The organism is Pseudomonas sp. FME51, assembly GCF_014897305.1.
Window position 1 is genome coordinate 248,145 of the sequence record NZ_JABUYN010000006.1, and the last position, 25,079, is coordinate 273,223.

The window sequence follows — 25,079 nt, forward strand, 5'->3', positions numbered from 1 at the left end:
CATGACAATCAGGGAATTACACCACGGCCAGGACGACCAGACCGTCATCCTCCATCGCGGCAACGAGGCGCCGGCACAGATCGCGCTGACCGACTTCACCCCAGCGGCGAAATTCGAACCGCTGGATGATCGCATGATCCACGCGACCCGTGTGCGCCCGGCCGAAAGTTACAACCTCAGTCTCAATGCGCTCACCGGCGCAGCCGCCACGCTGTTGTCCGAAGTGGTCCGATTGAGGCACAGCCACTCGGCAGAAGACCTGCCGAGTCTGCGTGAATATCTGATTACCGAGATCAAGTTGTTTGAACACCGCACTCTGCAGGAAGGCATGGAGAGCAGCCAGGTCATGGCAGCCCGTTACGTCATCTGTACGACCATTGACGAAGCGGTGGTCACCACGCCCTGGGGTAATGAAAGCGAATGGTCACAGATGAGCCTGCTCAGCAGCTTTCACAACGAGACCTTTGGTGGCGAGAAGTTCTTCCTGCTGCTGGAGCGCTTGTCGCGCAACCCGGTGAAGCACCTGGCGATGCTGGAGCTGATGTACCTGTGCCTGTCGCTGGGCTTCGAGGGCAAGTACCGCGTGCTGCCACGCGGCATGCAGGAGCTGGAGCTGATCCGCGACAGTCTGTTCCGGCAGATCCGCCAACTGCGCGGCGACATTCCCCGGGAAATATCCCCACATTGGGAAGGCATGCAACACAAGGGCGGCCAGCTGGTTCGCATCATCCCCGGCTGGCTGGTGGCACTGTTCACGCTTATCTGTCTGGCGGTTATCTATGGCGGCTTCAGCTGGGTACTCAGCGAACAGCGCAGTAACGTGTTACAGCCCTGGTCGAACCAGCCCCCCCTTGAAACACCGTTGTCATCCAGGGAAGACGGAAAATGAATATCAGATCCCTCTTGAAACGCGCACTCCCGCTGTTTCGTCGTGGCTGGGCCTTCAGTCTGTGCGCCGTACTGGCGCTGGCTGTTCTGGTCTGGTTCACCGGCCCGGCGCTGGCCATCAACGACAACAGGTTTCTGGCGCCGGTCGCCAATCGTCTGTTGCTAATTAGCCTGATGCTTCTCGTCTGGGGGCTGTGTATGGCGTTCGCCTACTGGCGCAGCATCAGGCAGAAAAAGGCCGAAGAGGATGACGAGCAGGCGCAGGAACGTCTGCGCCGCGAAGGCCGCATCGTCGAAGAGCAGTGTGAACTGCACAACCGTTACCGCAACGCCGTACGTACCCTGCGCCGCTCCAGTTTCTATCGCGGCCGTAGCGAGCGCTGGCGCAGCGAGTTGCCCTGGTACCTGGTGATCGGCCCACAGGGCAGCGGCAAGACCAGTCTGCTGGATTTTTCCGGCATCGAGTTCCCACTCAACAAGAACGAACAGGGGCGGATGACCCGGGATATTTCCCCGACCCGCTATGCCGATTGGTATTTCGCCGAACATGCGGTGCTGATCGATACTGCTGGCCGCTATCTGACACAGCCGGACACACATATCGACGGTCTGGCCTGGCAAACCCTACTCACTCTGCTGCGCCGTCGCCGCCAGCGTCCGCTCAATGGCGTGCTGGTGAATGTGCCGATGGACCAGCTGCTCGGTCACAACGAGCTGGAGCTGGAAACCCTGGCCCGTCAGACCCGCCAGCGGTTACTGGAGATCAATCAGAAACTCGGGATGGACGTGCCCGTGTATCTGGTATTCAGCAAAGCCGATGAACTGTCCGGCTTCGATGAGTACTTTGATCAACTGCCGCGCGATGAAGCCGACCAGGTGCTCGGCGCCACCTTCAGCGAAGGTCAGGACGGCACCAGTGTCCAGGTGGTACGCGAGGAGTTCGAAGAGCTGCTGCGTCGGCTCAACAGCCAGGTCATCACGCGCCTGCATCAGGAGCGTGACACTCAGCGCCGCGGCCGCATTCTGGATTTCCCTCACCAGCTGGGGCGGATCGGCGAGCGCCTGGGCCTGTTCATCGAACTGGCATTCTCCGGCAACCGCTATCAGCGCGCGACGCAGCTGCGCGGGTTTTACCTGACCAGCGCGCCGCACCAGCAGAACCAGGTTGATCCGCTGACCGCCAGCATCGGTCAGAATCTGTCCCCGCTGGCCAGCGACATGCCGTCCTTGCGCAGCGGTCAGGCGCGCTTCATCCATCACCTGCTGAGCCGTGTGGTCTTTCCCGAGTCGGAACTGGCTGGGCTTGATCAACGCGAAATCAAGCGCATCAACTGGCGCCAGCGCAGCATGTATGCGTGCGCGGTGGTATGTCTGCTGGTTCTCGGCATCACCTGGACGGCCAGTTTCTCCAATAACCATGGCCGCCTGGAACAGCTGCAGGAAATGGCCCGGGACCTCGGTCATGAGCGCCGCGCTATCGAGGTGCGGGACGATGCCCGGGATATTCTCGGTGTGCTCGATGCCAGCTACGCCGCTAATCAGCTCTTCCCGCCCGCGCCGGACGTCACCTGGCGCCACCGTGGCGGCCTGTATCAGGGCGAAAAAGTCGAATCGACGCTGCATCAGGCCTACCGCCGAGATCTCGAAACTCTGCTGTTGCCCAGAGTAGGTCAACACCTGGAAAGGCAAATCCGTTACAGCATGAACAACCGCGAGCGTCTGCTGGACAACCTGCGCGCCTATCTGATGCTCAATCTCGACACCCGGCGGGACAACGGTTGGCTGCAAAATTGGATGGCCGCTGACTGGTCGCGTCTGTATCCGGGCAACAACCGGGTTCAGGAAGGTCTGAACGAGCATTTCAGCCGGCTACTGGACGAGCCCTTTACCTCATACCGACTCAATGGCCGCCTGGTTGCCGAAGCACGCTTGCAACTGCGTAGCGAGTCCCTGGCCAGCATTCTCTATCGCAGCCTTGGGGAGCAGGCCGAAAGTCTGCCCGAATACCGTCTGGCTCACCATCTCGGCCCCAACGCCACCCTGATTACCGGCGGCAACTACATCATCCCCGGCTTCCATACCCGCAAGGGCTATCAGAAGATGTTCGCTGATCGGGGCGCCAGTCTGGTTGGCAATATCCTCAAGGACAACTGGGTACTCGGTGAGAGCGACAAGCTGAGCAGCAAGGACATGCAGCGTCTTCAGACGGAAATGGAACAGCTGTATTTCCAGGATTACGCCAACTACTGGTCCGAAGCCCTATCGCACCTGAAGTCCGAACCGCTGGTGGATGCCAGCCAGGCCGCACAACAACTGGCCGGTCTCACCACTGCCAGCTCACCGCTGCTGCGGCTGTTGACCGAGGTGCGTGACAACACCCGTTTCAGCACGGTTGATCTGTCTGCTGATGCGTTGCCTGATGCCGACGCTCTGCCGATGCTGCATGACCCTGCTGCCAGTAATGCCCGGCAGTTGCTGGAACGCCGCTTCGAGCCGCTGCATCGGCTGCTGGACGAGCAAGGTGCTGCCAGCCCGGAATTGGCTGCGGCAATGCAGGCACTCAATGCCCTGCAACAACAGCTGTCCGGGCTCGCCCATGCCAGCTCGCCGCAACAGGCAGCATTCGACATGGCCAAGGTGCGCATGACCGGCCGCCAGGATGCGATCAATCAGGTACGCGCCAGTGCTGACCTGCTGCCGCAACCCATCGGCAACTGGTTCAGCGTCATGGCGGCAGAGAGCTGGGCGCTGGTTCTGGATGATGCCCATCGCTATATTGCCGAGCGGTATCGCAGCGAATTCTATGCGCCGTACCGCGCGTCCCTCCATCAGCGCTATCCATTCCGTGCAAGCAGCGAAAGTGAAGTCGCGCTCGCCGACTTCCGCGCGTTTTTCAAGGCCCAGGGCGTGGCAGACAGCTTCTTTGACAGTTACCTGCGTCCCTTCGTCAGCGGCAGCGCCAATCAGTATCATCTGCGTCGGGTCGACGGACGTGGTCTGCCGCTTTCCAGGCAGTTTCTCGCCCAGATGAGCCGCATCCAGACCATCCGCAAGAGCTTCTTCAGCGAAAGCCCGGGTGAGCCGCAGATCGCATTCAAACTGGAGCCCTATTCACTCGACTCCAGCCTGGGCCGGGCCAGCTTCCGTTTCGGCGACCAGAACATGGAATATCGTCATGGCCCCATCGTGCAGACACCGTTCCGCTGGCCCGCTACGGCAGAAAACGGTGGTATCACCTTGACCGTGGAGGATCTCGGTGGCAAACGCACGAGCCTTGAGCAGAACTCCGGTGCCTGGTCGCTGTTCCGTCTGCTGGATCAGATGGAAGTCACCCATCACAACGATCGGGACGTTTTGCTGGTCAAGGCCAATCTGGGGGGCATGCGCGCCAATTATCTGCTGCATAGTCAGCGTTCGCCCAACCCCTTTGATATCAGTCTGATGCGCGGTTTCAGTCTGCCGGCGAGTCTGTAATGACGGTCTCAACCAGTTGGCGCAGCGCTGCCCGCACCGATACCGGCAAGGTCCGGGCGCGCAACGAGGATGCTTTCCTGGCGTTGCCCGAACTGGGCCTGTGGATAGTCGCAGACGGCATGGGCGGTCACCAGAATGGCGACCTCGCCAGTCGCCTGATCATCGAACGGCTCTCCGAGCTGCCGGACTTTCTCGAGCTGGAGCAACAGGTCGAGTGGTTGCGATCGGCATTGCATGGGCTGAACCGGCATCTGGCCTTGGATCTGACGGTGCATGCCGATCAGCCCGAGGCCATTGTCGGCAGCACCGTGGTCGCCCTGCTCGCCCGCGGCGATCAGGCCTGTTGTCTGTGGGCCGGAGACAGTCGCTGTTACATGTGGCGTGGCGGGCGGCTGTTTCAGCTGTCCCGCGATCATTCTTTTCTGGAGGAGCTGATTGCAGATCGGAAGATGAGCCCGGCCGAGGCCGCGCGCCACCCGTCGGCACGCGCCTTGACCCGAGCCATCGGTGCCCATGAAAAGCTGGATCTGGACATGATCCGCTTCACTGTCTACCCCGGCGATACACTGCTGTTGTGCAGTGACGGGCTTTATCAGAGCTTGTTACCAGAGGCCATCGGCGCAGCAATGAACCTTCCCTCTCCCTCTCTGGCACTCCAGCGACTGTTCAATCAGTGTCTGGAAGGTCCTGCTCGGGACAATATCAGTGCCGTGGTAATCCGCCGCTGAGCCATGGACATCAAGATGACGACAACAGAGAAAAAACCACAGTCTTCCAAACTGACCCGTCTCGCCAGCATCGAGGACGATTCGTTGACAGCACAGCAGTCTGCCGCCGGAAGCACAAGCGTGCTGCCGCAGGTGCTATGTCAACGTTATCGCATCGAACGATTATTGGGAGTTGGCGGAATGGGCGCCGTGTACCGCGCCAAGGATTTGCTGCGAGCTCACTTCGGCGACCCCGCCCCCTGGGTCGCGCTGAAGGCATTGAATGAGAGTTTTCTCGAATACCCCGATGCAAGCGCCCTGCTCTATAGCGAATATGCGCTGACCAATCGTCTGCATCATGCGCATATCGTGCGCTTGCATGACTTCGCCATTGACCAGCCAAGCCAGCGCGCCTTTATCACCATGGAGCTGCTCAAGGGCCCGACACTGGATCAGTTGATCGACGCACACCCTAGCGGTTTGCCCTGGACAGAACTGCAGAGTATTGCCGTTCCTTTGCTTCAGGCACTGGTCTGCGCGCACAAGCATGGGGTGCTACACGGCGACCTCAAGCCCAGTAATGTCATTCTCACCGATGACGGCGTACGCCTGTTCGATTTCGGCCTGGGGCAGGCTCTGGATGGATTACTGCCGGGACTACCCCGCCTCAGCCGCAAGCGCATCGCCGCTTGGACACCCCGCTACGCAGCACTGGAATTGATCACTGGCGAACCTCTGACAGCATCCGCCGACGTCTACGCCATGGCCTGCATACTCTATGAGCTTAGTGGCGGCCTGCACCCATTCAGCCGCTTGACCGCGCAACAGGCCAAGGACATGCAGCAGGATCAGTCACTGCAACGCCCGACCAATCTGCCCGCGCACTGCTGGCCAGCCTTGCGCAATGCTTTGGCCTTCGACAAACAGCAGCGCACCATGGATGCCGTCGGCCTGTTGGAAGTGTTCAGCGCGCCAAAAGCGAACTGGCTCACAGATGTTCTGCGGATACCCTGGCCGGTTCGCCCGCGCTTCGGCAATTAACGGAACCCAAGGAAGGAAAGGATAGCCAGGACAATGACCACGGCACCGACGATATAGACGATATTGTTCATGAGGTTACCTCTTGCTGAATTAAGAGTTGAACCGCAGCGTTCCGCAGTCCTGGTTTAACGGGTAGGCCTCTGCTTTCCCAGAACCCGTCCCGTTGTGATTTGGACAGCGTTACTTCGAAGAAAGTTTGGTTCGTTTCATTTGAGCGGCAACACATAAAAAAGGGAGCCCGAAGGCTCCCTTTTCAATCACCGAAGTGATCAGCTATTAACGAACACCCGAAGAGCGCAAGGCTGCAGGAGTGAATTCGTTATACGAAGGGCTCATGCCGAACTTGGGTGCGGACGCCTCTTCGTTGTACATACCCAGAGCAATGTAACGGCCTGCCAGCAGGTCGTACAGAGTCTCGGTGCTGTAGCCCGGCAGCTGCTCACTGTAGGCGTGAGCCAAGTGACCTTCCGCTACGCGCCAGAGCGTGCCGCGACCATCGTAGTGGTCCGCCAGGTTCAGCATCCAGGAGTCTTCATCAAAGAAGAAGTTACGCTGGGCGTAGATGTGACGCTGACCGTCCTTCACGTTGCCCTGAACTTCCCACACGCGGTGCAGCTCGAAGCGGGTGTGTTCCGGGTTGATGTGACCAGCCTGCAGGATGTCCTCGTACTTCAACTCAGGATCGGACAGCTTGTAGCTGTTGTACGGAACGTAGATTTCCTTCTTGCCAACCAGCTTCCAGTTGTAGCGATCCGGCGCGCCACTGAACATGGAGAAGTTGTCAGTGGTACGCATACCGTCAGAAGCGGTACCTGGACCATCGTAGGCAACCTGCGGAGCACGACGAACGCGACGCTGACCGGCGTTATATACCCACGCCATGCGTGGCTCTTTCACCTGATCCAGGGTGTCGTGTACCAGCAGTACGTTACCGGCCAGACGCGAGGGCGCGTTTACACGCTGCTTGAAATAGACCAGGGTGTTGGCGGCCTTTTCCAGATCCACGTCAGGCATGAACTGCGGATAGGCAACATGTTCCTGGAACTTGATCAGGGTGTAGGAGCCATTGGTCTGCGGCATCGCCTGAACGTAGGAACGCTCGATGTTCTTGCGATAGCGAGTCAGATGGTTCCATACCACTTCACCGCCTGCTTTCGGAATCGGGAAAGCAAAGCTGCCGTGGGTGAAGTTGTCGATACCGTCACCACCGTTGACCAGCGAGGCCTGACCAGCAGTCTCTTTGATCTGGTCATATACAGCCTGCGGCAGACCTACGCTGCGGTGAGACTTGTACACCGGCATGCGGTAAGTTTCAGGATAGCGCTCGAACAAGGCAACCTGGCCAGGCGTCAGGTGCTCTTTATGCTCCTGATAGTTCTGAGCAGTAATGACGAACTCGGGCTGCTCATTTTTATAGGGGTTTTCCCAGAAGCCGCGCTCGAGGCGCTTGCCCGCATCGGTGGCCAGGCCGCCGGTCCACTCGGGAATGGTGCCAGCAGCGTTGCCGGCCTTTTCCGCGCCGACCGGAGTCAGCGTGGTGCCCAGCTGACCGATCTCGGCCTGGGTCAGGCTTTGCGCCATCACACCGGTGGCGATCATGCTCAAGGCCAGACCACATGCACCGATTACTGTTTTTTGCATACGCATATTATTTTTCTCCAAAACCTGCTTTAGAAACTTACGCCAACGCTGACAGCGGCAAAGTCACGGTCAACCAGCGTGTTGTACTTACCATCAAAGAAGTTGGTGTAGCTGATGCTGGCGTTGTACTTGTTCGCGTAGTCGGCATTCAGACCGAGGCTGACCGACTTGGCGTTCTCTACAAAGTTCGGGCTGTAACCCTCAACGTCATGCGAGAAGGCCATGTTCGGACTCAGGTTGATACCGGCAATCACGTTGCTGTAGTCCAGGGACGCGCGCAGACGGTAGCCCCAGGAGAAATCAGTGAAGAAACCGTCGTTTTCGCACCAGCTGGCACCGTGTGGGTTATCCGCAACATTGGAATCGCAGCTACCATCGGCGTAGGGGCTTTGACCAAACAGCGAATCACGACCGAACTTGGTTTCCCCATTGCCGCTACCGATACCACTGATATAGTTCGCGCCAACTTCACCGATCAATGCCAGTCGGCTCGCACCCATAACGCGATCAATAAAGTGAACCGCGCTCATGGAGGCCTGCCAGAACTCCTTGCGCTCATAGCCTTGGAGATAATCGCCGACCTGCATCTCACCGGGCTGGTAGCGGTGCGTATTATCCGCAGCGCCGGCCCCTAAATACAATGCAGCGCGACTCATGTCACCAGTATTGATCTGGATCGGCATATTGGGACGATAGCTGATCTCACCGGCTACAGACACACCGGCAATGTCGGTACCAAAGCTGACGCCATACAGACGTATGTCTTCCGGGTACTCGAAGAAGTAGCCAGCACCACCGAAACCACCGTCGTAACCCTGAGTCGGAGCACCTCCAGCCAACAGGCCACCTACCTCGTTGGAGTAGACGGGGCCCCGGCTATGGTAATTCATCGCGTAGAAGCCAAACTCGGTATTGTTCAACTCTGGCACAAACCAGCGGAACGCCACCCCGAACTGGCCACTATCACTGGCGTCTTTATCTTTTTGGGTGCGGGCGATGTAGAAAGGAGCTTGAGCCTCCCCCTGTGGGAAATCCACACCATTAAAGATCAACCGGTCGTTACACCCGCGCGCCGCCACGTCGGTAGTGGAGAAGAACGTACCGCAGTTATCCGCTACAGTGCCGTGCCACTTGAGCTGGTAGAAGGCTTCCATGCTCAGGTTTTCGGTCAGGCCCTGGGAGATGTAGAGCATCTCAACCGGCAGCAGACCTTCCTTCAGCTCAGCGCCCGGCCGACGGAAAGCAGAAGCATCAATCGGGTTGATAGCGTTGATGCCGTTCTGGATAAAGACACCCTCACCCCAGCTGACGACCTGACGACCCAGACGAACGTTACCGGGGTTATTGCCGATAGCGTAGTTGTGATAAACGAAGGCATCGAGCAGTTGAATGCCGGAGCCCTTCTGCAGCGGATGACGACCGGAGTCGCTGATATCGTAGAAATCCTGGTGACCGTCCTTGGTTTCAAAGTCATACCAGTAGTTGCCGCGGATAAAGGCACCCGAGTCGCCATAGCGCAACTCGAGGTCATGGGAGCCTTTGAAGATTTTGGAGAATACATCGCCTTTGTCGTAATTCAGGCGGCCATCATCGGAAGTACGGGCTGCAGCTTCACCGCCTTCGCTGCGCAGATAGTACAAGCGCTTATCCCGCCCAGCAGTCGACATACTCGCACCGATCGACATTTGCGAGTCCAGCTGCGCGTCAATCTCCCCGATGTTAAAACTGACTGCGTTAGCAGAACCTGAGAAACTAGCCAATCCGATGGCCAGGGGCAGGGCCGCGAGCGACCATGCATGCATTTTTTTTGTCATTGTGCTGCTCCGTTTGGGTGACATGAACCTGTGTATCAAGAGACACGTTCAGGACATTGCCGAGTCTGTCATGAGCGCCATCAAAATGACCTGTCCCAAATGGCCAAATCATTTGTCCCCTGCGGCCATTCATCAAACAAATCTGACCAATAAGTCACATGAAACCAGCTTGCCTCCGATCCGTCACAGGGATGCAGTAAATTGCATTTCAAACGAATGTTTGATAGAAAGAGTGCTCTGGACAGGAGATCGGCAGACTGACAGGTGTCATATTGTCGACAATAGGGAAATCACTAATGCGTCCACGACCGAATGTTTGATACACCACCCGAACGGGTGATCGGATTCGGTCAGTCATCATGCTAACCAAGCTGAAATTTCGCCAAGCGAAATAGAGTTTCGGGGTTTGACTGACCAGCAGGAGCATTATAGCCTAGCACGGGTGAGACAAAATATTGATTTGTCCATTCCTCCATGCTTTAGAGGGTGCAGTATGCCGGCAAGCCTGAAACAGCAGCCGCAAGCCAGGATTCGCGAGCATGGTCACTGGGTATCCAGTATCGACCGGGCATTGGCGCATTATGGCGTTGCACTGGCACAATCCAGCCTTGCGTATAATCTGACGAGCAGCACTCGCCCCGTCAGTCCTTTTATCGAACAAGCCAATTGCAATCTGATCTGGAACGAAGCCACCCGGCTCGCCGATGACGACTTGTTCGGTTTGCGCCTCCATCGCCTATTCACGCCCACCGTTTTCAACATGCTCGGCCTGTCGGCCAGTGCCAGTGGTACGGTTGCCAGCGCCCTTGACCAGCTGACCCGCTTCTTCCCGGTAATCAGTACGCAGGTCCGGCTGGAGCTGGACCGAACAGTCAGCGAGCCGTCACTGACACTTGTACCCTTGGGAAATCCGCATCCACAGCAGCTCGAAGCTGTTCTTGGCTATATCTGCCGTCTATTGGGACAGTTGGAGCATGCCAATACCGGGTTGGTCAGGCGTGTTATCGCTGGGCGGCCGGTAAAGGAGGCGGAGGTATACCGTCGCTTGCTGGGCTGTGAAGAAGTCGATTTCGGTGAGCAATACCAAGTGGTCCTGCCTCAGGCACTGCTGGATAGGCCGCTGGCGACAGCCGATACCTTCATCGCCACCCGCCTGGCTGATACGCTGCAGGACATGATCGCCAACCTGCCGTCCCATGATCTGGTCGAGCAGGTCAAGCGCCGGGTTCAGCTACTGCTGGGTTCTGGGGACATCTCGGTTGAGCGCATTGCCTGTCCGATGAATATCAGCCCGCGTCATCTGCGGCGCAAGCTGAGCCAGGAAGGCACCTCGTATGAGCAGTTGGTAGATGAGGTGCGCCGGGAAACAGCCATGCGCATGATCGGCGAAGGCCAGCTGTCACTGACCAGCATCGCCTATGAACTGGGCTTTCTTGATCCCAGCAGTTTTACCCGCGCCTTTCGCCGCTGGACCGACATGAGCCCGACCCGCTTCCGGCAACAGGTTGCCGACCAGTGACCCTGAGCATACTGTGGGAGCCAAGACCGCGAATGAATCTGGCAGAAGAACTTCGCGGCCGAGGCCGCTCCCACAAAAACGTTAGATAGCGTCAATCACTCAGGTTTGATGAACAACAGCGTCATCCGGTCGCTTTCACCGATGGACAGATACTGGGCGCGATTCTCGTCACCAAGGCGCAAGGTGGGCGGCAGCGTCCAGACCCCCTCAGGATGATCAGTAGAGTCCTGGGAGTTCTGGTTGACAGGGCTGCGTGACAGCAATTCGAATCCCGCCTGCTCCGCCAATTCAGTCACCAGCTCCTCGGTTACATAGCCTGAACTGATCATGGTTTCCAGATCGGTGCCTATGCGCGCACGATGCTCGACCAGCCCCAGCAGCCCGCCCGGTTTGAGCGCAGCATGCATCTTGGCGAACACCAGCTCTGCCTCTTCTCTGCCCTGACTCAACCAGTTATGCACATTGCGGAATGTGAGCACCCGATCTGCCGAACCCGGCGGCGCGATAGGCAGGTCGGGATCATAATTGAGCACACTCAGTTCGACCTGGTCATAGGTTTCAGGGGAATCTGCGAGCTTCTCCCGGTACTCTTTCAATGAGTTTTGAAAGTAATCGACCTGACTTTCAGGATCGAAATGCGCAGCGATGAGCTTGCCTTCTTCACGCACCAGCGGCGCGAGGATCTCAGTGTACCAACCTGTTCCAGGCCATATTTCGATCACAGTATGTTGCGGCTCGACAGCGAAGAAGCCCAGCGTCTGGGCCGGATTGCGACCCGCATCGCGCATGACATTGGAAATTGTCCTTACGCTGCTGCCGACGGCCTGTCTGATCACTTCCTGCTGTTCCGGCTCCAGCCGAGGTGGCATAGCGGTTGGCTGTGCGTGAACCAGCCCTGCGGCAAGCAGCAAGGCGCCGCCAATCATATTCTTCAACATCTTCAACTCCATGGTGGTTGGTTTACCTGACGGGCGCTCCTCATGGCCCATCAGACTTGCTTATGCACCTCCATTCCAGCAATGGGACATGCTTTTCCAGCTGTCAGTCCCTCTATAAGGTCGGCCTCAACCAACCACGTACCAGTGGTTCAATCTTACTCCGACTGCCCAGGGATCCATTATGTTCGATCTAAGCCCCCGAATTCAGGAACTGAAACAACAACTCGAAGCCTTCATGGACGAGCATATCTATCCAAACGAAGCGCTGTTCTACGAGCAAGTGAAGCAGAACAAATGGTCCCACCCGGCCATTCTGGAAGAGTTGAAGCAGAAAGCCAAAAGCCAGGGCCTGTGGAACCTGTTCCTGCCGCACAGTGAACGCGGTGCGGGTCTGAACAACGAAGAATATGCCCACCTGTGTGAAATCATGGGCCGCGTCTCCTTCGCCGGCGAGGTATTCAACTGCAACGCCCCGGACACCGGCAATATGGAAACCATTGAGCGCTACGGTAACGACGAGCAGAAAGAGAAGTGGCTGAAGCCGCTGCTGGCCGGTGAGATCCGCTCCTGCTTCTCCATGACCGAACCCGATGTCGCCTCCTCCGATGCCACCAATATCGAATGTGAAATCCGTCGTGATGGCGATGAGTACGTTATCAATGGCACCAAATGGTGGTCTTCCGGAGCCATGAACGAACATTGCAAGATCGCCATCGTTATGGGCAAGACGGACCCCAACGCAGCCAAGCACCTGCAGCAAAGCATGATTCTGGTGCCGCTTGATGCGCCGGGTGTCACCATCGTCCGCGAGCTGCATGTATTCGGTTACGACCACGCTCCGCATGGCCACGCCGAGATCCGCTACGAAAATGTACGCGTACCCGTCTCCAACATTCTGCTGGGCGAAGGTCGTGGTTTCGAGATAGCCCAGGGCCGTTTGGGGCCAGGCCGTATCCATCATTGCATGCGCGCTATCGGTCAGGCCGAACGCGCTCTGGAAGCCATGTGCCGCCGCGCCGCCGACCGGGTTGCCTTTGGCAAGCCGATGTACCGTCTGGGTAGCGTTCCGGAAATGATCGCCAAATCCCGCTGTGAGATCGACCAGGCCCGTCTGCTGACCCTGCATGCCGCGCGCAGCATGGACAAATACGGCAACAAGGTTGCCCGTCAGCAGATCGCCATGATCAAAGCCGTGGCACCGACCATGCTGTGCAACGTGATTGATCGTGCCATCCAGGTCCATGGCGCCAAAGGCGTATGCCAGGACTCCTTCCTCGCCTCTGCTTATGCCAAAGCGCGTACCCTGCGCCTGGCCGACGGCCCGGATGAGGTGCACCTGAACACCATCGCCAAGCTGGAAATGGGTCAGTATCTGTAATTAGCACGGCGAGCCCTGCAAATAAAGCCGCTCCCACGGGAAGTGCATGTAAGCAAGTGAGAGCGGCTGTTTAATGAGAGGGACGCCCTCGCCGCGACGCTGGCCGCCAGGCCAGCCAATGCGGTCAGCACCGAATCATCCTTTATTTCTGAACAGGAGCGCCTATGAGCACGCTGTTTGATCTGACTGGCAAAGTCGCCATCATTACCGGCTCCACCAAGGGTATCGGCAAGGCCATTGCCGAAGAATATGCCAAAGCCGGCGCCCGCGTCGTCATTTCCAGCCGCAAGGCTGACGTCTGCGAAAAAGTCGCCGGCGAGCTTCAGGCCCAGGGTTTCGAGGCACTGGCGATCCCCTGCCATGTCGGCGACAAAGCACAACTGCAGAACCTGGTGGATACCACCATCAACACCTGGGGCAAGATCGACATCCTGGTATGCAATGCCGCTACCAACCCAGTATACGGCCCGACTGCTGACGTCAGCGATGAAGCCTTCGACAAGATCATGGCAACCAACGTCAAGGGCACCTTCTGGCTGTGCAACATGGTCATTCCGCAAATGACCCGTCTGGGTGGCGGCTCCATCGTGCTGCTGTCGAGCATCGCCGGGCTGCGCGCCAGCGCCAATATCGGCGTATACGGCATGTCCAAGGCAGCCGAAGCCGGACTGGCACGCAACCTGGCGCTGGAATATGGTCCGCAGAATATTCGCGTCAACTCCATTGCTCCGGGGCTGATTCGTACCGACTTTGCCCAGGCCTTGCTGGATGATCCGGACCGTCTGACTCGCGTTGAACAAGCTCTACCGCTGCGCCGTGTCGGTGATCCAGTGGATATTGCCGGTGTGGCGCTGTTTCTGGGATCCTCCGCGGGTGCCTATGTAACCGGCCAGACTATTGTTGCTGATGGCGGCGACACCATTACCTGAGTTGCTCACGGTCAGATGCCTGCCTGCTGGCATATTTTCTTCCGCGGTGGCAGGCTCTGGCAGTCCAATCACAACCATAAAACCAGATACACGGGATCTTCTACATGAGCGAAGCCACCCTGATTGATGTATTGTCGGCCCACCGTTTCGATGAAGCGAAACTGACTGCCTACCTGAAAGGACGCATACCGGGCGTTGAGCACGGCATGGCTATTCAACAGTTTCAGGGTGGGCAATCCAACCCGACCTTTCTGCTGAGCATTGGCGAAAACCGCTATGTGCTGCGCAAGAAGCCACCGGGCAAGCTGTTGCCCTCCGCACACATGGTCGAGCGCGAATATCAGGTCATCAGCGCGCTGGGTAACACCGACGTGCCAGTGCCCACCGCGCACCTGTTATGTGAAGATCCTGAGGTGATCGGCACGCCGTTCTATATCATGGATCACGTGGCAGGCCGAGTGCATTCCCACCCGCTGCTGGAGAAGGTGGACATCGAGCAACGCATGCCGATCCATCGTTCGATGATCGAGACCATGGCCAAGCTGCATAAGGTCGACTGGAAGGCGGTCGGGCTGGACAACTACGGCAAGCACGAAGGTTACGTGCAACGCCAGATCAAACGGTGGAGCGGCCAGTTCGAGGCCAGCCGTACCGGAGACATGCCTTCCATGGATGCACTCATGGCCTGGCTGCCGGCAAACGCGCCGCAGGATGACGTCACTACCATCGCTCACGGCGACTTCCGCATCGGCAACCTGATACTGCACCCCGAGCGTCCGGAAGTAGTCGCCATTCTTGACTGGGAGCTGGCCACCCTCGGCCATCCGCTGTCCGACCTGGCCTACTGCTGCCTGCCCTATCACCAGAACACCGGTTTCGAGGGGATGCGCGGCCTGAAGGGGCTGAATCTCAAGGACTACAACGTGCCGGAGGAACAGCAGGTACTGGACTGGTACTGCGAGTTCACCGGACGCACGGAGATCCCCAACTGGAACTTCTTCCTCGCCTTCTCGCTGTTCCGTCTGGCAGCGATTGTCCAGGGTGTCTATCACCGGGCATTGCAGGGCAATGCCAGCAACGCCGACGCCCTCGAAGTCGGCAAGCGCGCCAGCCTGCTGGCAGACACTGGCTGGGAAATCGCACAGGGTAAGTAAGGTTCTGCTCCCCACAGAAACGCGGGGGACACACTGAGCAGTTGTGGGAGCGGCAAGCCCGCTCCCACAACCCGGGTCGCTCCTACAATATGCTCCGTGTGCAGGGCCAGCGGAGAGTTCTCAGCGGAGCCTGGGCATCATCTTCCCTTACAACGCAACGCTTTCACTGCCTTTCCCCAAGTCATACCAAGAATACAACTCTAAAAGGTCTCTTCATGTCCAAACTCATTAAACGCGTTCTGCTCACCAATGATGACGGCTGGCGCGGGCCCGGCCTCAAGGTCATGGAAGACATTGCTGAACAGATTGCCGAAGAAGTCTGGATCGTATCGCCGGATCTGGATCAAAGTGGCGTTTCCATGTCGGTCACACTGCATCATCCTCTGCGCGTACATAGCTTCGGTGAGCGTCGTTTCAGCGTCAGCGGCACCCCGAGCGATTGCGTCCTGCTGGGCGTGTCCGAACTGATGCCTGAACCGCCGGATCTGGTTCTATCCGGGGTCAATCACGGCGCCAACTTCAGCGACTCGGTGGCCTTCTCAGGCACCATCGGCGGCGCACTTACCGCTACCTTGCTGAACATACCGGCCATTGCCCTGAGCCAGGCCTACCACCGCGGCGTACCGGCACATTGGGATACCGCACGCGAACTTGGGCCCGCTGTGGTACGTCAGCTGCTGCAACGTGGATGGCCAGAAGACTGCGCAATGAACATCAACTTTCCTGCCATGACCTCAAAACAGGTAAAGGGCGTCGCCATCTGCCAGCCACGCCGCGGCAGCATAGGTGGAGTCAATATCGAAGCGCGCCGGGATACCCGTGACATCCCCTATTATTGGATGGGCTTTCAGCGCCAGACCGACCGGGTAGATGCACCGGAAAGCGATGTGCGTGCACTGCGTGAAGGCTTGATCAGCATGTCACCGCTGCGCCTGGAACGCGATATCGCCGCTGGCTGGGGGATAAACACCGACGACATGGCGCGGGAAATGGGCATCAAAGGCTGAGCAACGCCGGCCCCATAAGGGGGCCGATGATTGAATTCCAACATCCGGGGCTGCGTTGTAAGATGAGTTGTCCAACCATCAGTGGAGCCCCCATGAAAACGCTGCCTGACCATCTGCGCTACACCACCGGTCACTGCCGGCTCGGCGGTCTGTTGCTGGCTGTCTGTCATACCGGTATCTGCGCAATCCTGCTGGGTGACGACGATCAGACATTGATCGCCGATCTGCAAAAACGCTTTCCCGGCGCAAGACTAGAACATGATGATGCCGAACTGGCCGGCGATATGCAGACGCTGCTGCAGTACGTCGATCGACCCATTGGCGAACTGCACCTGCAACATCCGCTGAGCGCCTTTGGCAGCGTTTTTCAGCAACAGGTATGGGCCGAATTGGCCAAAGTCCCGGCCGGCCAGACCGTCAGCTATACGGAACTGGCACGCCTTGTTGGCAAGCCCTCGGCGATGCGCGCTGTAGCAGGTGCCTGCGCAGCCAACCCTCTGGCTATTCTGGTGCCCTGTCACCGAGTGTTGCGCAGCGACGGCGGCATTTCCGGTTACCGCTGGGGTGTTGAACGCAAAGAGCAACTGATCGAGCTCGAACGCCGGCTGTCCGCTGCTTCCTGATGATCCCCGCCGGAAAAGAATGCAGCGCACCCGGTCGGCGGACCCGTAGGCTACAACATCACTCTGCGCCGGGTGTACCCGACGCAGAGTACGGGTACCTAGAAGCTCGCTTCAGGCATGTCCAGGGTGATGCGGTCCGCTTCGCCCAGTACCTTCGCCAGTGACAACGGCTTCGGCAGTTCATAACGCAGGAAGTACTCGCAGGCCCTGAGCTTGCCCTCATAGAATTCCGGCCTACGCTGACCACCCTGCTCCAGGCCCCGCAGTGCTGCCTGGGCCTGACGCAACCACATCCAGCCAACCACAACATGCCCGAAGCATTCCATATACAGATAGGCATTGGCCAACGCCCGCTCTACATCGTCTCGGCGCATGGTTTGCAGCGCGTCTGTGACTGCCTGCAGCGTATCCAGCGCGTCAGCCAGCATCAGCCGTGAAGTGTCCAGTTGCGCGCGGCCTTTGCATTCCGCCAATGTAGTACGAATGAGTTGAACCAGCGATTTATAGAAACGCCCGTCCTGCATGGCTACCTTACGGCCCAGCAGATCCTGACCCTGAATGCCATGGGCACCTTCATGGATCGGGTTGAGGCGGTTATCCCGATAGAACTGCTCCACCGGATACTCACGGGTATAACCGTAGCCGCCATGCACCTGAATCGCCAGACTGTTGGCCTCGACACAGAACTGCGACGGCCAGGACTTGACGATGGGAATCAGCAGCTCGAGCAGCCCGGCGGATTCCTCACGCACTTGCGGGTCCTCAGCGTATTTCTTCTCGTCGGAGAGCGTTGAAGCGTACAGACACAGCGCCAGCCCACCTTCGACAAAGGACTTCTGCGCCAACAGCATGCGGCGGATATCAGCATGCTGAATCAACGGGATCATCGGACTCTGCGGGTCGCGCTCTTTCAGCGGCCGGCCCTGGCGGCGTTCGCGCGCGTACTCGAGCGCATGCAGGTAACCGGTGTAACCCAGCATGACCGAGCCCAACCCCACACCGATGCGGGCCTCGTTCATCATGTGGAACATCTGCGCCAATCCCTGATGTGGCTCGCCCACCAGATACCCCACCGCCCCGCCCTTCTCGCCGAAGTTGAGCATGGTTGATGTCGTACCGCGATAGCCCATCTTGTGGATCAAGCCAGCCAGGGTCACGTCATTGCGCTCGCCAAGACTACCGTTCTCGTTGACCATGATCTTCGGCACGATGAACAGCGAGATCCCTTTCACGCCCGGCGGTGCATCAGGCAACTTGGCCAATACCAGGTGCACGATGTTCTCGCTGAGTTCATGGTCACCCGCCGAAATGAAGATCTTGTTGCCGGTTATTCGGTAACTGCCGTCATCAGCAGGCAGCGCACGGGTCTTGATGTCAGCCAGAGAGGACCCGGCCTGCGGCTCAGTCAGACACATGGTGCCAAAGAAGCGGCCCGCCATCATCGGCTCCGCGAAGCGGCGTTTATACTCTTCGCTGCCGTGAGCCATAATCAGGTTGCAGGCGGCAATGGTCAGGCCTGCGTAGGCCTGAGTGCTCACGTTGGCTCCCTTGATCAGACCGATACAGGTCTGGGCAATCACCGATGGCAATTGCATGCCGCCACGCTCGTAATCCTGGGACGCCGCCATCAGGCCGGTGTCACGCAGCACCGCCAGCGCCTCGGATACTTCGGGGCGGATAACCACCTTGCCATTCTCGAAACGGGGTTCGTCACCATCGCAAAGGTGATTGTGCGGCGCAAAGGTTTCAGCGCCGACTTTCAGAGCCAGCTCGATCGCTGCGTCAAAAGTGTCGCGATTATGATCAGCATAGCGAGGGAATTCGGTGAAACGCTCGACGTCCAGCAGCTCGTACAACAGAAAGGCGAGATCGTCGGTATTGATGATCTTCTGTGTCATGAAAAAATGCTCCGGAATCTCAGCTTGAGACAATCAACAGTAGCCTAAAAGCAAAACCCGAGCATAGGCTCGGGTTTGCTTGTCAGCCCGCAGCGCAATGCTGCTATCAGACGATTTCGAACAGGCCGGCTGCGCCCTGGCCACCGCCAATGCACATGGTGACAACCACGTATTTGACGCCGCGGCGCTTGCCTTCGATCAGCGCGTGCCCGGTCAGACGCGAGCCGGTAACACCGTAAGGGTGGCCGATGGCGATGGAGCCGCCGTTGACGTTCAGGTTTTCCATCGGGATGCCCAGACGGTCACGGCAGTAGACAACCTGAGAGGCGAAAGCTTCGTTCAGCTCCCACAGACCGATATCATCCATTTTCAGGCCATTACGCTCCAGCAGACGCGGAATCGCAAATACCGGACCGATACCCATCTCGTCAGGCTCGCACCCGGCAACGGCGAAGCCACGGAAGATGCCCATGGGCTCGATGTTCAGCTGCTCTGCAACCTTGCCGTTCATGACAGTACACACCGAAGCACCATCGGACAGCTGGCTTGCGTTGCCTGCAGTGATGAAGTGCTCAGGACCACGGATCGGGTTCAGCGAGGACAAGCCTTCGAGTGTCGTCTGCGGACGGTTGCACTCGTCACGGGTCAGAGTGACCTGCTTGTCGGAAACTTCACCGGTTTCCTTGTTCTGCACTTTCATGCTGGTGGTGAACGGCACAATCTCGTCGTCAAACTTGCCCGACTCCTGGCCTGCCGCCACGCGCTGCTGGCTGATCAGCGAGTACTCATCCTGGGACTCACGGCTGACGTTGTAGCGTGCGGCAACGATGTCAGCGGTTTCGATCATGGACAGATACAGCTCAGGCTTGTTCTGCTTGATCCACTCGTTGGTGCCGCGGAACATGTTGAGCTTGTCGTTCTGGCACAGGCTGATGGACTCAACGCCGCCGGCAACGATGGCCGGGATCTTCTCGCTGATCACACGCTGCGCGGCAATAGCGATGGACTGCAGACCGGAGCTGCAGAAACGGTTGATCGACATGCCGGCAGTGGTCACCGGCAGGCCACCACGGATGGCCGCCAGACGTGCCATGTTCTTGCCCTGAGCACCTTCGTGGAAGGTAGCGCCGAGGATCACGTCCTCAACCAGTGCAGGGTCGATACCAGCACGTTTTACCGCCTCTTCGATAACGAAACCAGCCAGGTCAACACTATGCGTGTCATTCAACGCACCGCGGTAGGACTTGCCCAGGCCGGTACGGGCCGTGGATACGATTACTGCGTCAGTCATGGTTCAGCTCCTGTTTCCCAAACACTGCGCCAGCTGGCGCACAAGTTGAATTGCGACGGCTCACGCCGTCTGTTCCTGTCGTTCGCCCCAGGCGGCAAGGGTATCTCGCGCCTCGCGATAGGGCTTGATACCCATCCACAACAACACCACAGCACCAATGGTGGTTATGCTCGCGACCCAGAAAATCGAATAACGCACCGCCATATCGTCCTGAAATACATAGTCGGTCACCAGTGCAACAGCGGTCGGACCAATGCCCAGGCCGATCAGAGTGATTACGAACAGATAGATCGCCGATGCCTGCCCACGCATGGCGTTGGGCATCACTTCCTGAATTGCCGCCGGCGCGACACCAAAGGGCATGGCAACGGTAAACACATTGAAGAACATGATGATCCACAACAGGGTCATGTTATCGACCAGATAGACAACGTTGCAGAACAGCGTCAGCGCAGCCGCCAGCAGTCCGACGCGCATGTTCGAATCCTTGTAGCCACGGCGTGACAGATAGTCGGACAGACGACCGCCAAACACGATTCCCAGTGAGCCTGCGACCATCACCAGGCTACCGTAATACATACCGACTTCCCCGGGGGTCAGGCCGTGATTGCGGATGAAGAAGGTCGGTATCCATGCTGAGGCGCCGTAGGAAGCGAACGACAGGCAGGCGAAGCCGAAGTTGTGACAGATCACTGCCTTGCGGATGCTCAGCAGATAGGCGCCCACTTCCTTCAGCGGTACCGCCACGCCTGCGCCAACGCCTTTGCGCGTCGGCTCCTTGATGGCCAGCAGCACCAGACAGAAGAGTGCACCGACAGCGCCCAGCACCAGGAAGATCAACTGCCAGGGCCGCACCGCGCCAAGAATCGGCAGCATCATATCGCCGCGGGCATTGGCCCAGGTGATAACAATCCCGCCCAGCAGGAAGGCCAGGCCCGCGCCCAGATAGATACCCATGGAGTACACGCTGATAGCCGTTGCGCGTTTTTCCGGTGGAAAGCTGTCAGCCATTAAGGAATAGGCTGCCGGTGACAGCGCAGCCTCGCCAGCACCCACGCCGATACGGAATATAACGAACTGCCAGTACTGCTTGGCCAGGCCGCAGGCGGCCGTCATCAAGCTCCAGAACAGGATGCCCCAAGCAATCAGACCACGGCGGCTGCGGCTGTCCGCTACACGTCCGAGAGGAATACCGGCAATGGTATAGAAGATAGCGAAGGACAGGCCCATCAGCAGGCTCATCTCGGTGTCGGAAATGCCCAGATCCGCACGAATCGGTCCCACCAGCAGACTGAGAATCTGCCGGTCGATGAAGGACAGCACATAGGCCATCAACAGAATAGAGACCGTGAACCAGGCGCGAGCAGTAGAGGGGTAGCTATTCTTATTTATCACTGGGCACTTCCGAGGCGGCGGTGAACGTCGCAAGAAGACTATCAGGTCCGCACTGCGGAAGTCGATTTCGAAAACCCTGCATCAGTGAACAGGATGCGGAACTATCATTTTAAGCTATGACGGTATCAAGTCGTGCAGCAGAGCCTTCCGAAACAATAAATCCCGGAGGCCCGGGATTTATTGTTTCGCCTACTTCACCCCCCTAGAACAACAGGTTCGGCAGGTAAGTCACGATCTGAGGGAAGATCATCAGAATGATGATGGCCATGATTTCCAAGAGAACGAAGGGAATGACAGACCAATAGATGTCCTTCATCGTGACCCCGGGCGGCACTATCGCTTTCAAGTAGAACAGATTGAAGCCCAGGGGCGGCGTCATGTAACCAATTTCCATATTGATTACGAAAAGTATGCCAAACCAGATCGGATCAAAGCCCAGCGCCTCCACGATCGGCAAAAACACCGGCAGAGTGATCAGCATGATGCCCAGCGGGTCCAGCACCATGCCCAACAGGAAGACAATGATCATCATCGTGAGGATGATGCCCCAAGGCCCCCCTGGAATCAGCTGCATCAGGCTTTCTATCAGCTGCTGTGCGCCCATGCTCTGATAAGCAGCACTGAATGCATGCGCAGAGAACAGGATCCAGGCAATCATACCGGTCAGCTTGAGTGTCCGGATACTCGCCTCATGCAGCATGGAGAAGCTCAATTGGCGGTAGACGGCTGCGGATATCAGCGCACCCATCACCCCCATCGCGGCCGCCTCCGTTGGCGTGGTCAGACCACCAATAATGGAGCCCATTACCATCACCACCACCAGCACTGGCAGTATGACGGACCTCACCGCACGGAACTTCTCCGGCCAGCTGGCCCGCTCATTCAATGGCAACGCGGGCGCCAGCTCAGGCTGCAGGAAGCTCCGGATAATGACATACAGCACCGTGATCACGATCAGCAGTAGCCCGGGCAAGATACCTGCCGCAAACATCTTGCCTACCGACACGCCGGAAATCAGCGCATAGAGAATCATCATGATGCTTGGCGGTATCAGAATTCCCCATCCGCCACCCGTATTGATCACCCCAAGCGCCATGCGCTTGTCGTAACCGCGCTCCAACATGGCAGGCAATGCAATGGTACCCATCGCCACAACCGCAGCTCCACTGATCCCGACCATGGCTGCAAATATCGCGCAGATACCCAACGTGCCTACGGCCAACCCGCCGCGCATACCACCGAACCAAAGATGCATCATGTGGTAAAGATCACGAGCCACGCCTGTACGCTCGAGAATCATTGCCATGAACACATATAGAGGGATCGCGACCAGCGTGAAGCTGCCCATGGTGCCGTAGATCTGCGACGACACCATATAAAAGGAATCAATACCCCAAGTGAAGTAAAGAAATATTACTGAGACGCCGCCAAGCACGAAGGCCAACGGCAGACCCATGAAAATAAAGAATATCAGTGCACCGAAAAACAGTAGGGTAAGAACTTCAACGCTCACAATGTATCCCCTGTTTCACCTGCGGTAGGGTCGCAACACTCAACACCCAATGCAATTGCAATATCTTGAAGAAGTTTGACGACACCCTGCAGAAGCAACAGCCCAGCGCCGAGAGGAATGGCCAACTTAACTGGCCAGATTGGCGGATTCCATGCTGAGTACGATGTCTCCCAAGTGTCGATTGACTCTTTGGCCATTTCATAACCAAACCAGCCAAATGCCATGACAAATATGAAAAAAAGTACCGATGTGAAGATATCGATGATCGCACGCGCCTTGACGGGTAGTGTCGAATGCAAGATATCCACATTCACATGTCCACGGTGAGCCAGAATATACCCACCTGACAACACGGTGTAGGCGCCAAAAAGCATCTGGGTCAATTCATTAGTCCAGACAGTAGGCGCGTTAAAAAGATAGCGAAGAAAAACTTCTATAAGAATAAATATGAAAATCGGGATAATAAGGTAGGCGATGAGACGACCCACCCACTCGTTAAGTTTCGTAACGCCATTCATGAATGCAGATATTGCACGCATTATACCCTCCCCGGATATATGTATGGCCTATTGGGATTCCCGGAGGTAGACACCTCCGGGATAGTGGTCAATTAAAGATAACCCAGATCACCCAGGAACTCTTTGAGCATAGTCAGTGCTTTCTTGGAGTTGTCGCTGCGCTGACCTTCCGTTTCCCACTGTTCCACTGCGACCTTCATCAAATGATCCATTACCGGCTCGGGAAGCTCATTGACCTCCACACCCTGCTCGGCAATGGCTTTAGCCAAGGCCACACGTTCCTGGTAGAGGTACTCGTTGGTACGGAACCAGAACTGCTCCTCCAACACCTCTTTCACAATGATTTGCAGGTCTTCTGGCAGCTTGTCGAGAGAGCGCTGACTGACGATATTCACGTCCGTACTGGCGATATTCAACGCTGGCTTTACGTGGTACTTCGCGACTTCATACAGCGCCATGCTATTCGCGCCCTGTGAACCACCCCAGTGCGCACCATCCACAATACCGCCATCCAGCGCGGAGTAGAGTTCGCCACCCGGAATATAGGACGCAGCGGCACCCGCCTTGGTCAGGAAACTCTGCAGTGTGCCGGATGAACGGATCTTCAATCCGCGAAAATCGTCGAGACTCTTGACCGGACGCTTGATCACCATTTCCGTGGGATAGATCTTATCCGTTGACCAATAGACTTTGTGCGCAGCGGCCTCCTCCCTCAGCATGTCCTCGAAACCCATGACTTTGTGGAAGTAGGTGACTTCCCATACATTCCGAAAGGCGAAAGGCAAACCAGAGGCGATACCGGCGAGGCTGATACGATTCTGGGCATATGAAGGGGAGATAGTGCCCATATCAATGATACCGCGGCTGACCGCGTTGAATGTTTCCTGTGCGCCAAACAAGGATCCAGCTTCGAACAGCTGCAGTTTCAATCGACCCTCAGAACGTTCTTCAATATTGTTCTTCAACCTCACCAGACTGTCTTCATAAGAAGAACTTGATCCTGGCCAATGCGACTGTACACGCCATGTGACCGAGTCAGCGGAAAGTGCAGCCGTGGAAGTAACGGTAGCTGTCGTAGCGACAACCAGTGATGCTGCGACAATACTTAGCTTGTGACGTAGAGTTTTCAACATAACTGCCTCATTATTTATTATTTGTTTCGCTCTGCGAAATATTAGTCCACATGGCGGCACACAGAATGAAACCATATCACACAAAAAGGGGATGACAACATCCCTTTCTTCACTATCAAAAGCGCCTTGCAAAACACTCTCCGCCTGCTTAATTTCCCACAGATGCGTATTCCGGCGAGCGTGACCGGTCATTCCGGGCATCGTGACCGGTTTGCACA

At 57.4% G+C, this 25,079-nt stretch carries 19 protein-coding genes; 10 read left to right on the top strand and 9 right to left on the bottom strand.

Going from position 1 to position 25,079, the window contains the following annotated elements; all coding sequences use genetic code 11:
- Position 1: 1 nt before the first annotated feature.
- From icmH to INT39_RS13055, 4 genes are read left to right on the top strand one after another with little or no spacing between them, the layout of a single operon-like run.
- Positions 2-889, top strand: coding sequence for a type IVB secretion system protein IcmH/DotU (icmH, locus tag INT39_RS13040; RefSeq protein WP_193074350.1), 888 nt, complete (start codon positions 2-4; stop codon positions 887-889).
- 2 nt (positions 890-891) lie between these two features.
- Entirely contained in the window at positions 892-4,362 is a 3,471-nt protein-coding gene (gene tssM / locus INT39_RS13045; RefSeq protein WP_413468924.1) for a type VI secretion system membrane subunit TssM, read from the top strand.
- Complete coding sequence (locus INT39_RS13050) at positions 4,362-5,090, top strand: PP2C family protein-serine/threonine phosphatase (RefSeq protein ID WP_193074352.1); 729 nt, start codon at positions 4,362-4,364, stop codon at positions 5,088-5,090. The genes tssM and INT39_RS13050 overlap by 1 nt, the downstream gene beginning before the upstream one ends.
- A 15-nt stretch (positions 5,091-5,105) precedes the next feature.
- Positions 5,106-6,110 carry a serine/threonine-protein kinase gene (locus INT39_RS13055; protein ID WP_193074353.1) on the top strand — a complete coding sequence of 335 codons (1,005 nt, stop codon included), beginning with the start codon at positions 5,106-5,108 and terminating at the stop codon, positions 6,108-6,110.
- Positions 6,111-6,386: 276 nt separating this feature from the next.
- On the opposite strand, the gene INT39_RS13060 is transcribed toward INT39_RS13055, so the two are convergent.
- Together INT39_RS13060 and INT39_RS13065 are read right to left on the bottom strand one after the other, a co-directional pair.
- Positions 6,387-7,751: a DUF1329 domain-containing protein gene (locus INT39_RS13060; RefSeq protein ID WP_193074401.1), complete on the bottom strand. Its 1,365-nt coding sequence runs from the start codon at positions 7,749-7,751 to the stop codon at positions 6,387-6,389.
- Between the two features lie 29 nt (positions 7,752-7,780).
- Positions 7,781-9,565 carry a DUF1302 domain-containing protein gene (locus INT39_RS13065; protein ID WP_193074354.1) on the bottom strand — a complete coding sequence of 595 codons (1,785 nt, stop codon included), beginning with the start codon at positions 9,563-9,565 and terminating at the stop codon, positions 7,781-7,783.
- A gap of 493 nt (positions 9,566-10,058) precedes the next feature.
- Here INT39_RS13065 and INT39_RS13070 point away from each other — a divergent pair, with 493 nt between their 5' ends.
- Entirely contained in the window at positions 10,059-11,084 is a 1,026-nt protein-coding gene (locus INT39_RS13070; RefSeq protein ID WP_193074355.1) for an AraC family transcriptional regulator, read from the top strand.
- A gap of 95 nt (positions 11,085-11,179) precedes the next feature.
- On the opposite strand, the gene INT39_RS13075 is transcribed toward INT39_RS13070, so the two are convergent.
- A complete protein-coding gene (locus tag INT39_RS13075) occupies positions 11,180-12,022 on the bottom strand; it encodes a class I SAM-dependent methyltransferase (RefSeq protein ID WP_193074356.1) in 843 nt (280 codons plus the stop codon).
- Between the two features lie 181 nt (positions 12,023-12,203).
- On the opposite strand from INT39_RS13075, the gene INT39_RS13080 reads away from it, so the two are divergent.
- The 5 genes from INT39_RS13080 to INT39_RS13100 all read left to right on the top strand — a co-directional run bounded on the left by INT39_RS13080 (position 12,204) and on the right by INT39_RS13100 (position 17,113).
- Positions 12,204-13,400, top strand: coding sequence for an acyl-CoA dehydrogenase family protein (locus INT39_RS13080; RefSeq protein WP_193074357.1), 1,197 nt, complete (start codon positions 12,204-12,206; stop codon positions 13,398-13,400).
- A 164-nt stretch (positions 13,401-13,564) separates the two neighbouring features.
- Positions 13,565-14,329: an SDR family NAD(P)-dependent oxidoreductase gene (locus tag INT39_RS13085; protein ID WP_193074358.1), complete on the top strand. Its 765-nt coding sequence runs from the start codon at positions 13,565-13,567 to the stop codon at positions 14,327-14,329.
- 104 nt (positions 14,330-14,433) lie between these two features.
- Positions 14,434-15,483, top strand: coding sequence for a phosphotransferase (locus INT39_RS13090; RefSeq protein ID WP_193074359.1), 1,050 nt, complete (start codon positions 14,434-14,436; stop codon positions 15,481-15,483).
- A gap of 215 nt (positions 15,484-15,698) precedes the next feature.
- Positions 15,699-16,490, top strand: a complete 792-nt coding sequence (gene surE, locus INT39_RS13095; RefSeq protein ID WP_193074360.1) for a 5'/3'-nucleotidase SurE — start codon at positions 15,699-15,701, stop codon at positions 16,488-16,490.
- Positions 16,491-16,582: 92 nt separating this feature from the next.
- A complete protein-coding gene (locus tag INT39_RS13100) occupies positions 16,583-17,113 on the top strand; it encodes a methylated-DNA--[protein]-cysteine S-methyltransferase (RefSeq protein ID WP_193074361.1) in 531 nt (176 codons plus the stop codon).
- 98 nt (positions 17,114-17,211) lie between these two features.
- Here INT39_RS13100 and INT39_RS13105 read toward each other — a convergent pair whose 3' ends face one another.
- The 6 genes from INT39_RS13105 to dctP form a co-directional block, all read right to left on the bottom strand.
- Complete coding sequence (locus INT39_RS13105) at positions 17,212-19,011, bottom strand: acyl-CoA dehydrogenase (protein ID WP_193074362.1); 1,800 nt, start codon at positions 19,009-19,011, stop codon at positions 17,212-17,214.
- A gap of 106 nt (positions 19,012-19,117) precedes the next feature.
- Positions 19,118-20,302, bottom strand: coding sequence for an acetyl-CoA C-acyltransferase (locus INT39_RS13110; protein WP_193074363.1), 1,185 nt, complete (start codon positions 20,300-20,302; stop codon positions 19,118-19,120).
- A 60-nt stretch (positions 20,303-20,362) separates the two neighbouring features.
- Positions 20,363-21,697, bottom strand: coding sequence for an MFS transporter (locus INT39_RS13115; protein WP_319021357.1), 1,335 nt, complete (start codon positions 21,695-21,697; stop codon positions 20,363-20,365).
- Positions 21,698-21,899: 202 nt separating this feature from the next.
- Positions 21,900-23,210 (bottom strand): TRAP transporter large permease, encoded by a 1,311-nt coding sequence (locus INT39_RS13120; RefSeq protein ID WP_193074364.1) that lies wholly within the window; start codon positions 23,208-23,210, stop codon positions 21,900-21,902.
- Positions 23,207-23,749: a TRAP transporter small permease subunit gene (locus tag INT39_RS13125; protein ID WP_193074365.1), complete on the bottom strand. Its 543-nt coding sequence runs from the start codon at positions 23,747-23,749 to the stop codon at positions 23,207-23,209. Before INT39_RS13125 ends, INT39_RS13120 begins: the two co-directional genes overlap by 4 nt.
- Positions 23,750-23,820: 71 nt before the next feature.
- Positions 23,821-24,861: a TRAP transporter substrate-binding protein DctP gene (dctP, locus tag INT39_RS13130; RefSeq protein WP_193074366.1), complete on the bottom strand. Its 1,041-nt coding sequence runs from the start codon at positions 24,859-24,861 to the stop codon at positions 23,821-23,823.
- Positions 24,862-25,079 lie beyond the last annotated feature (218 nt).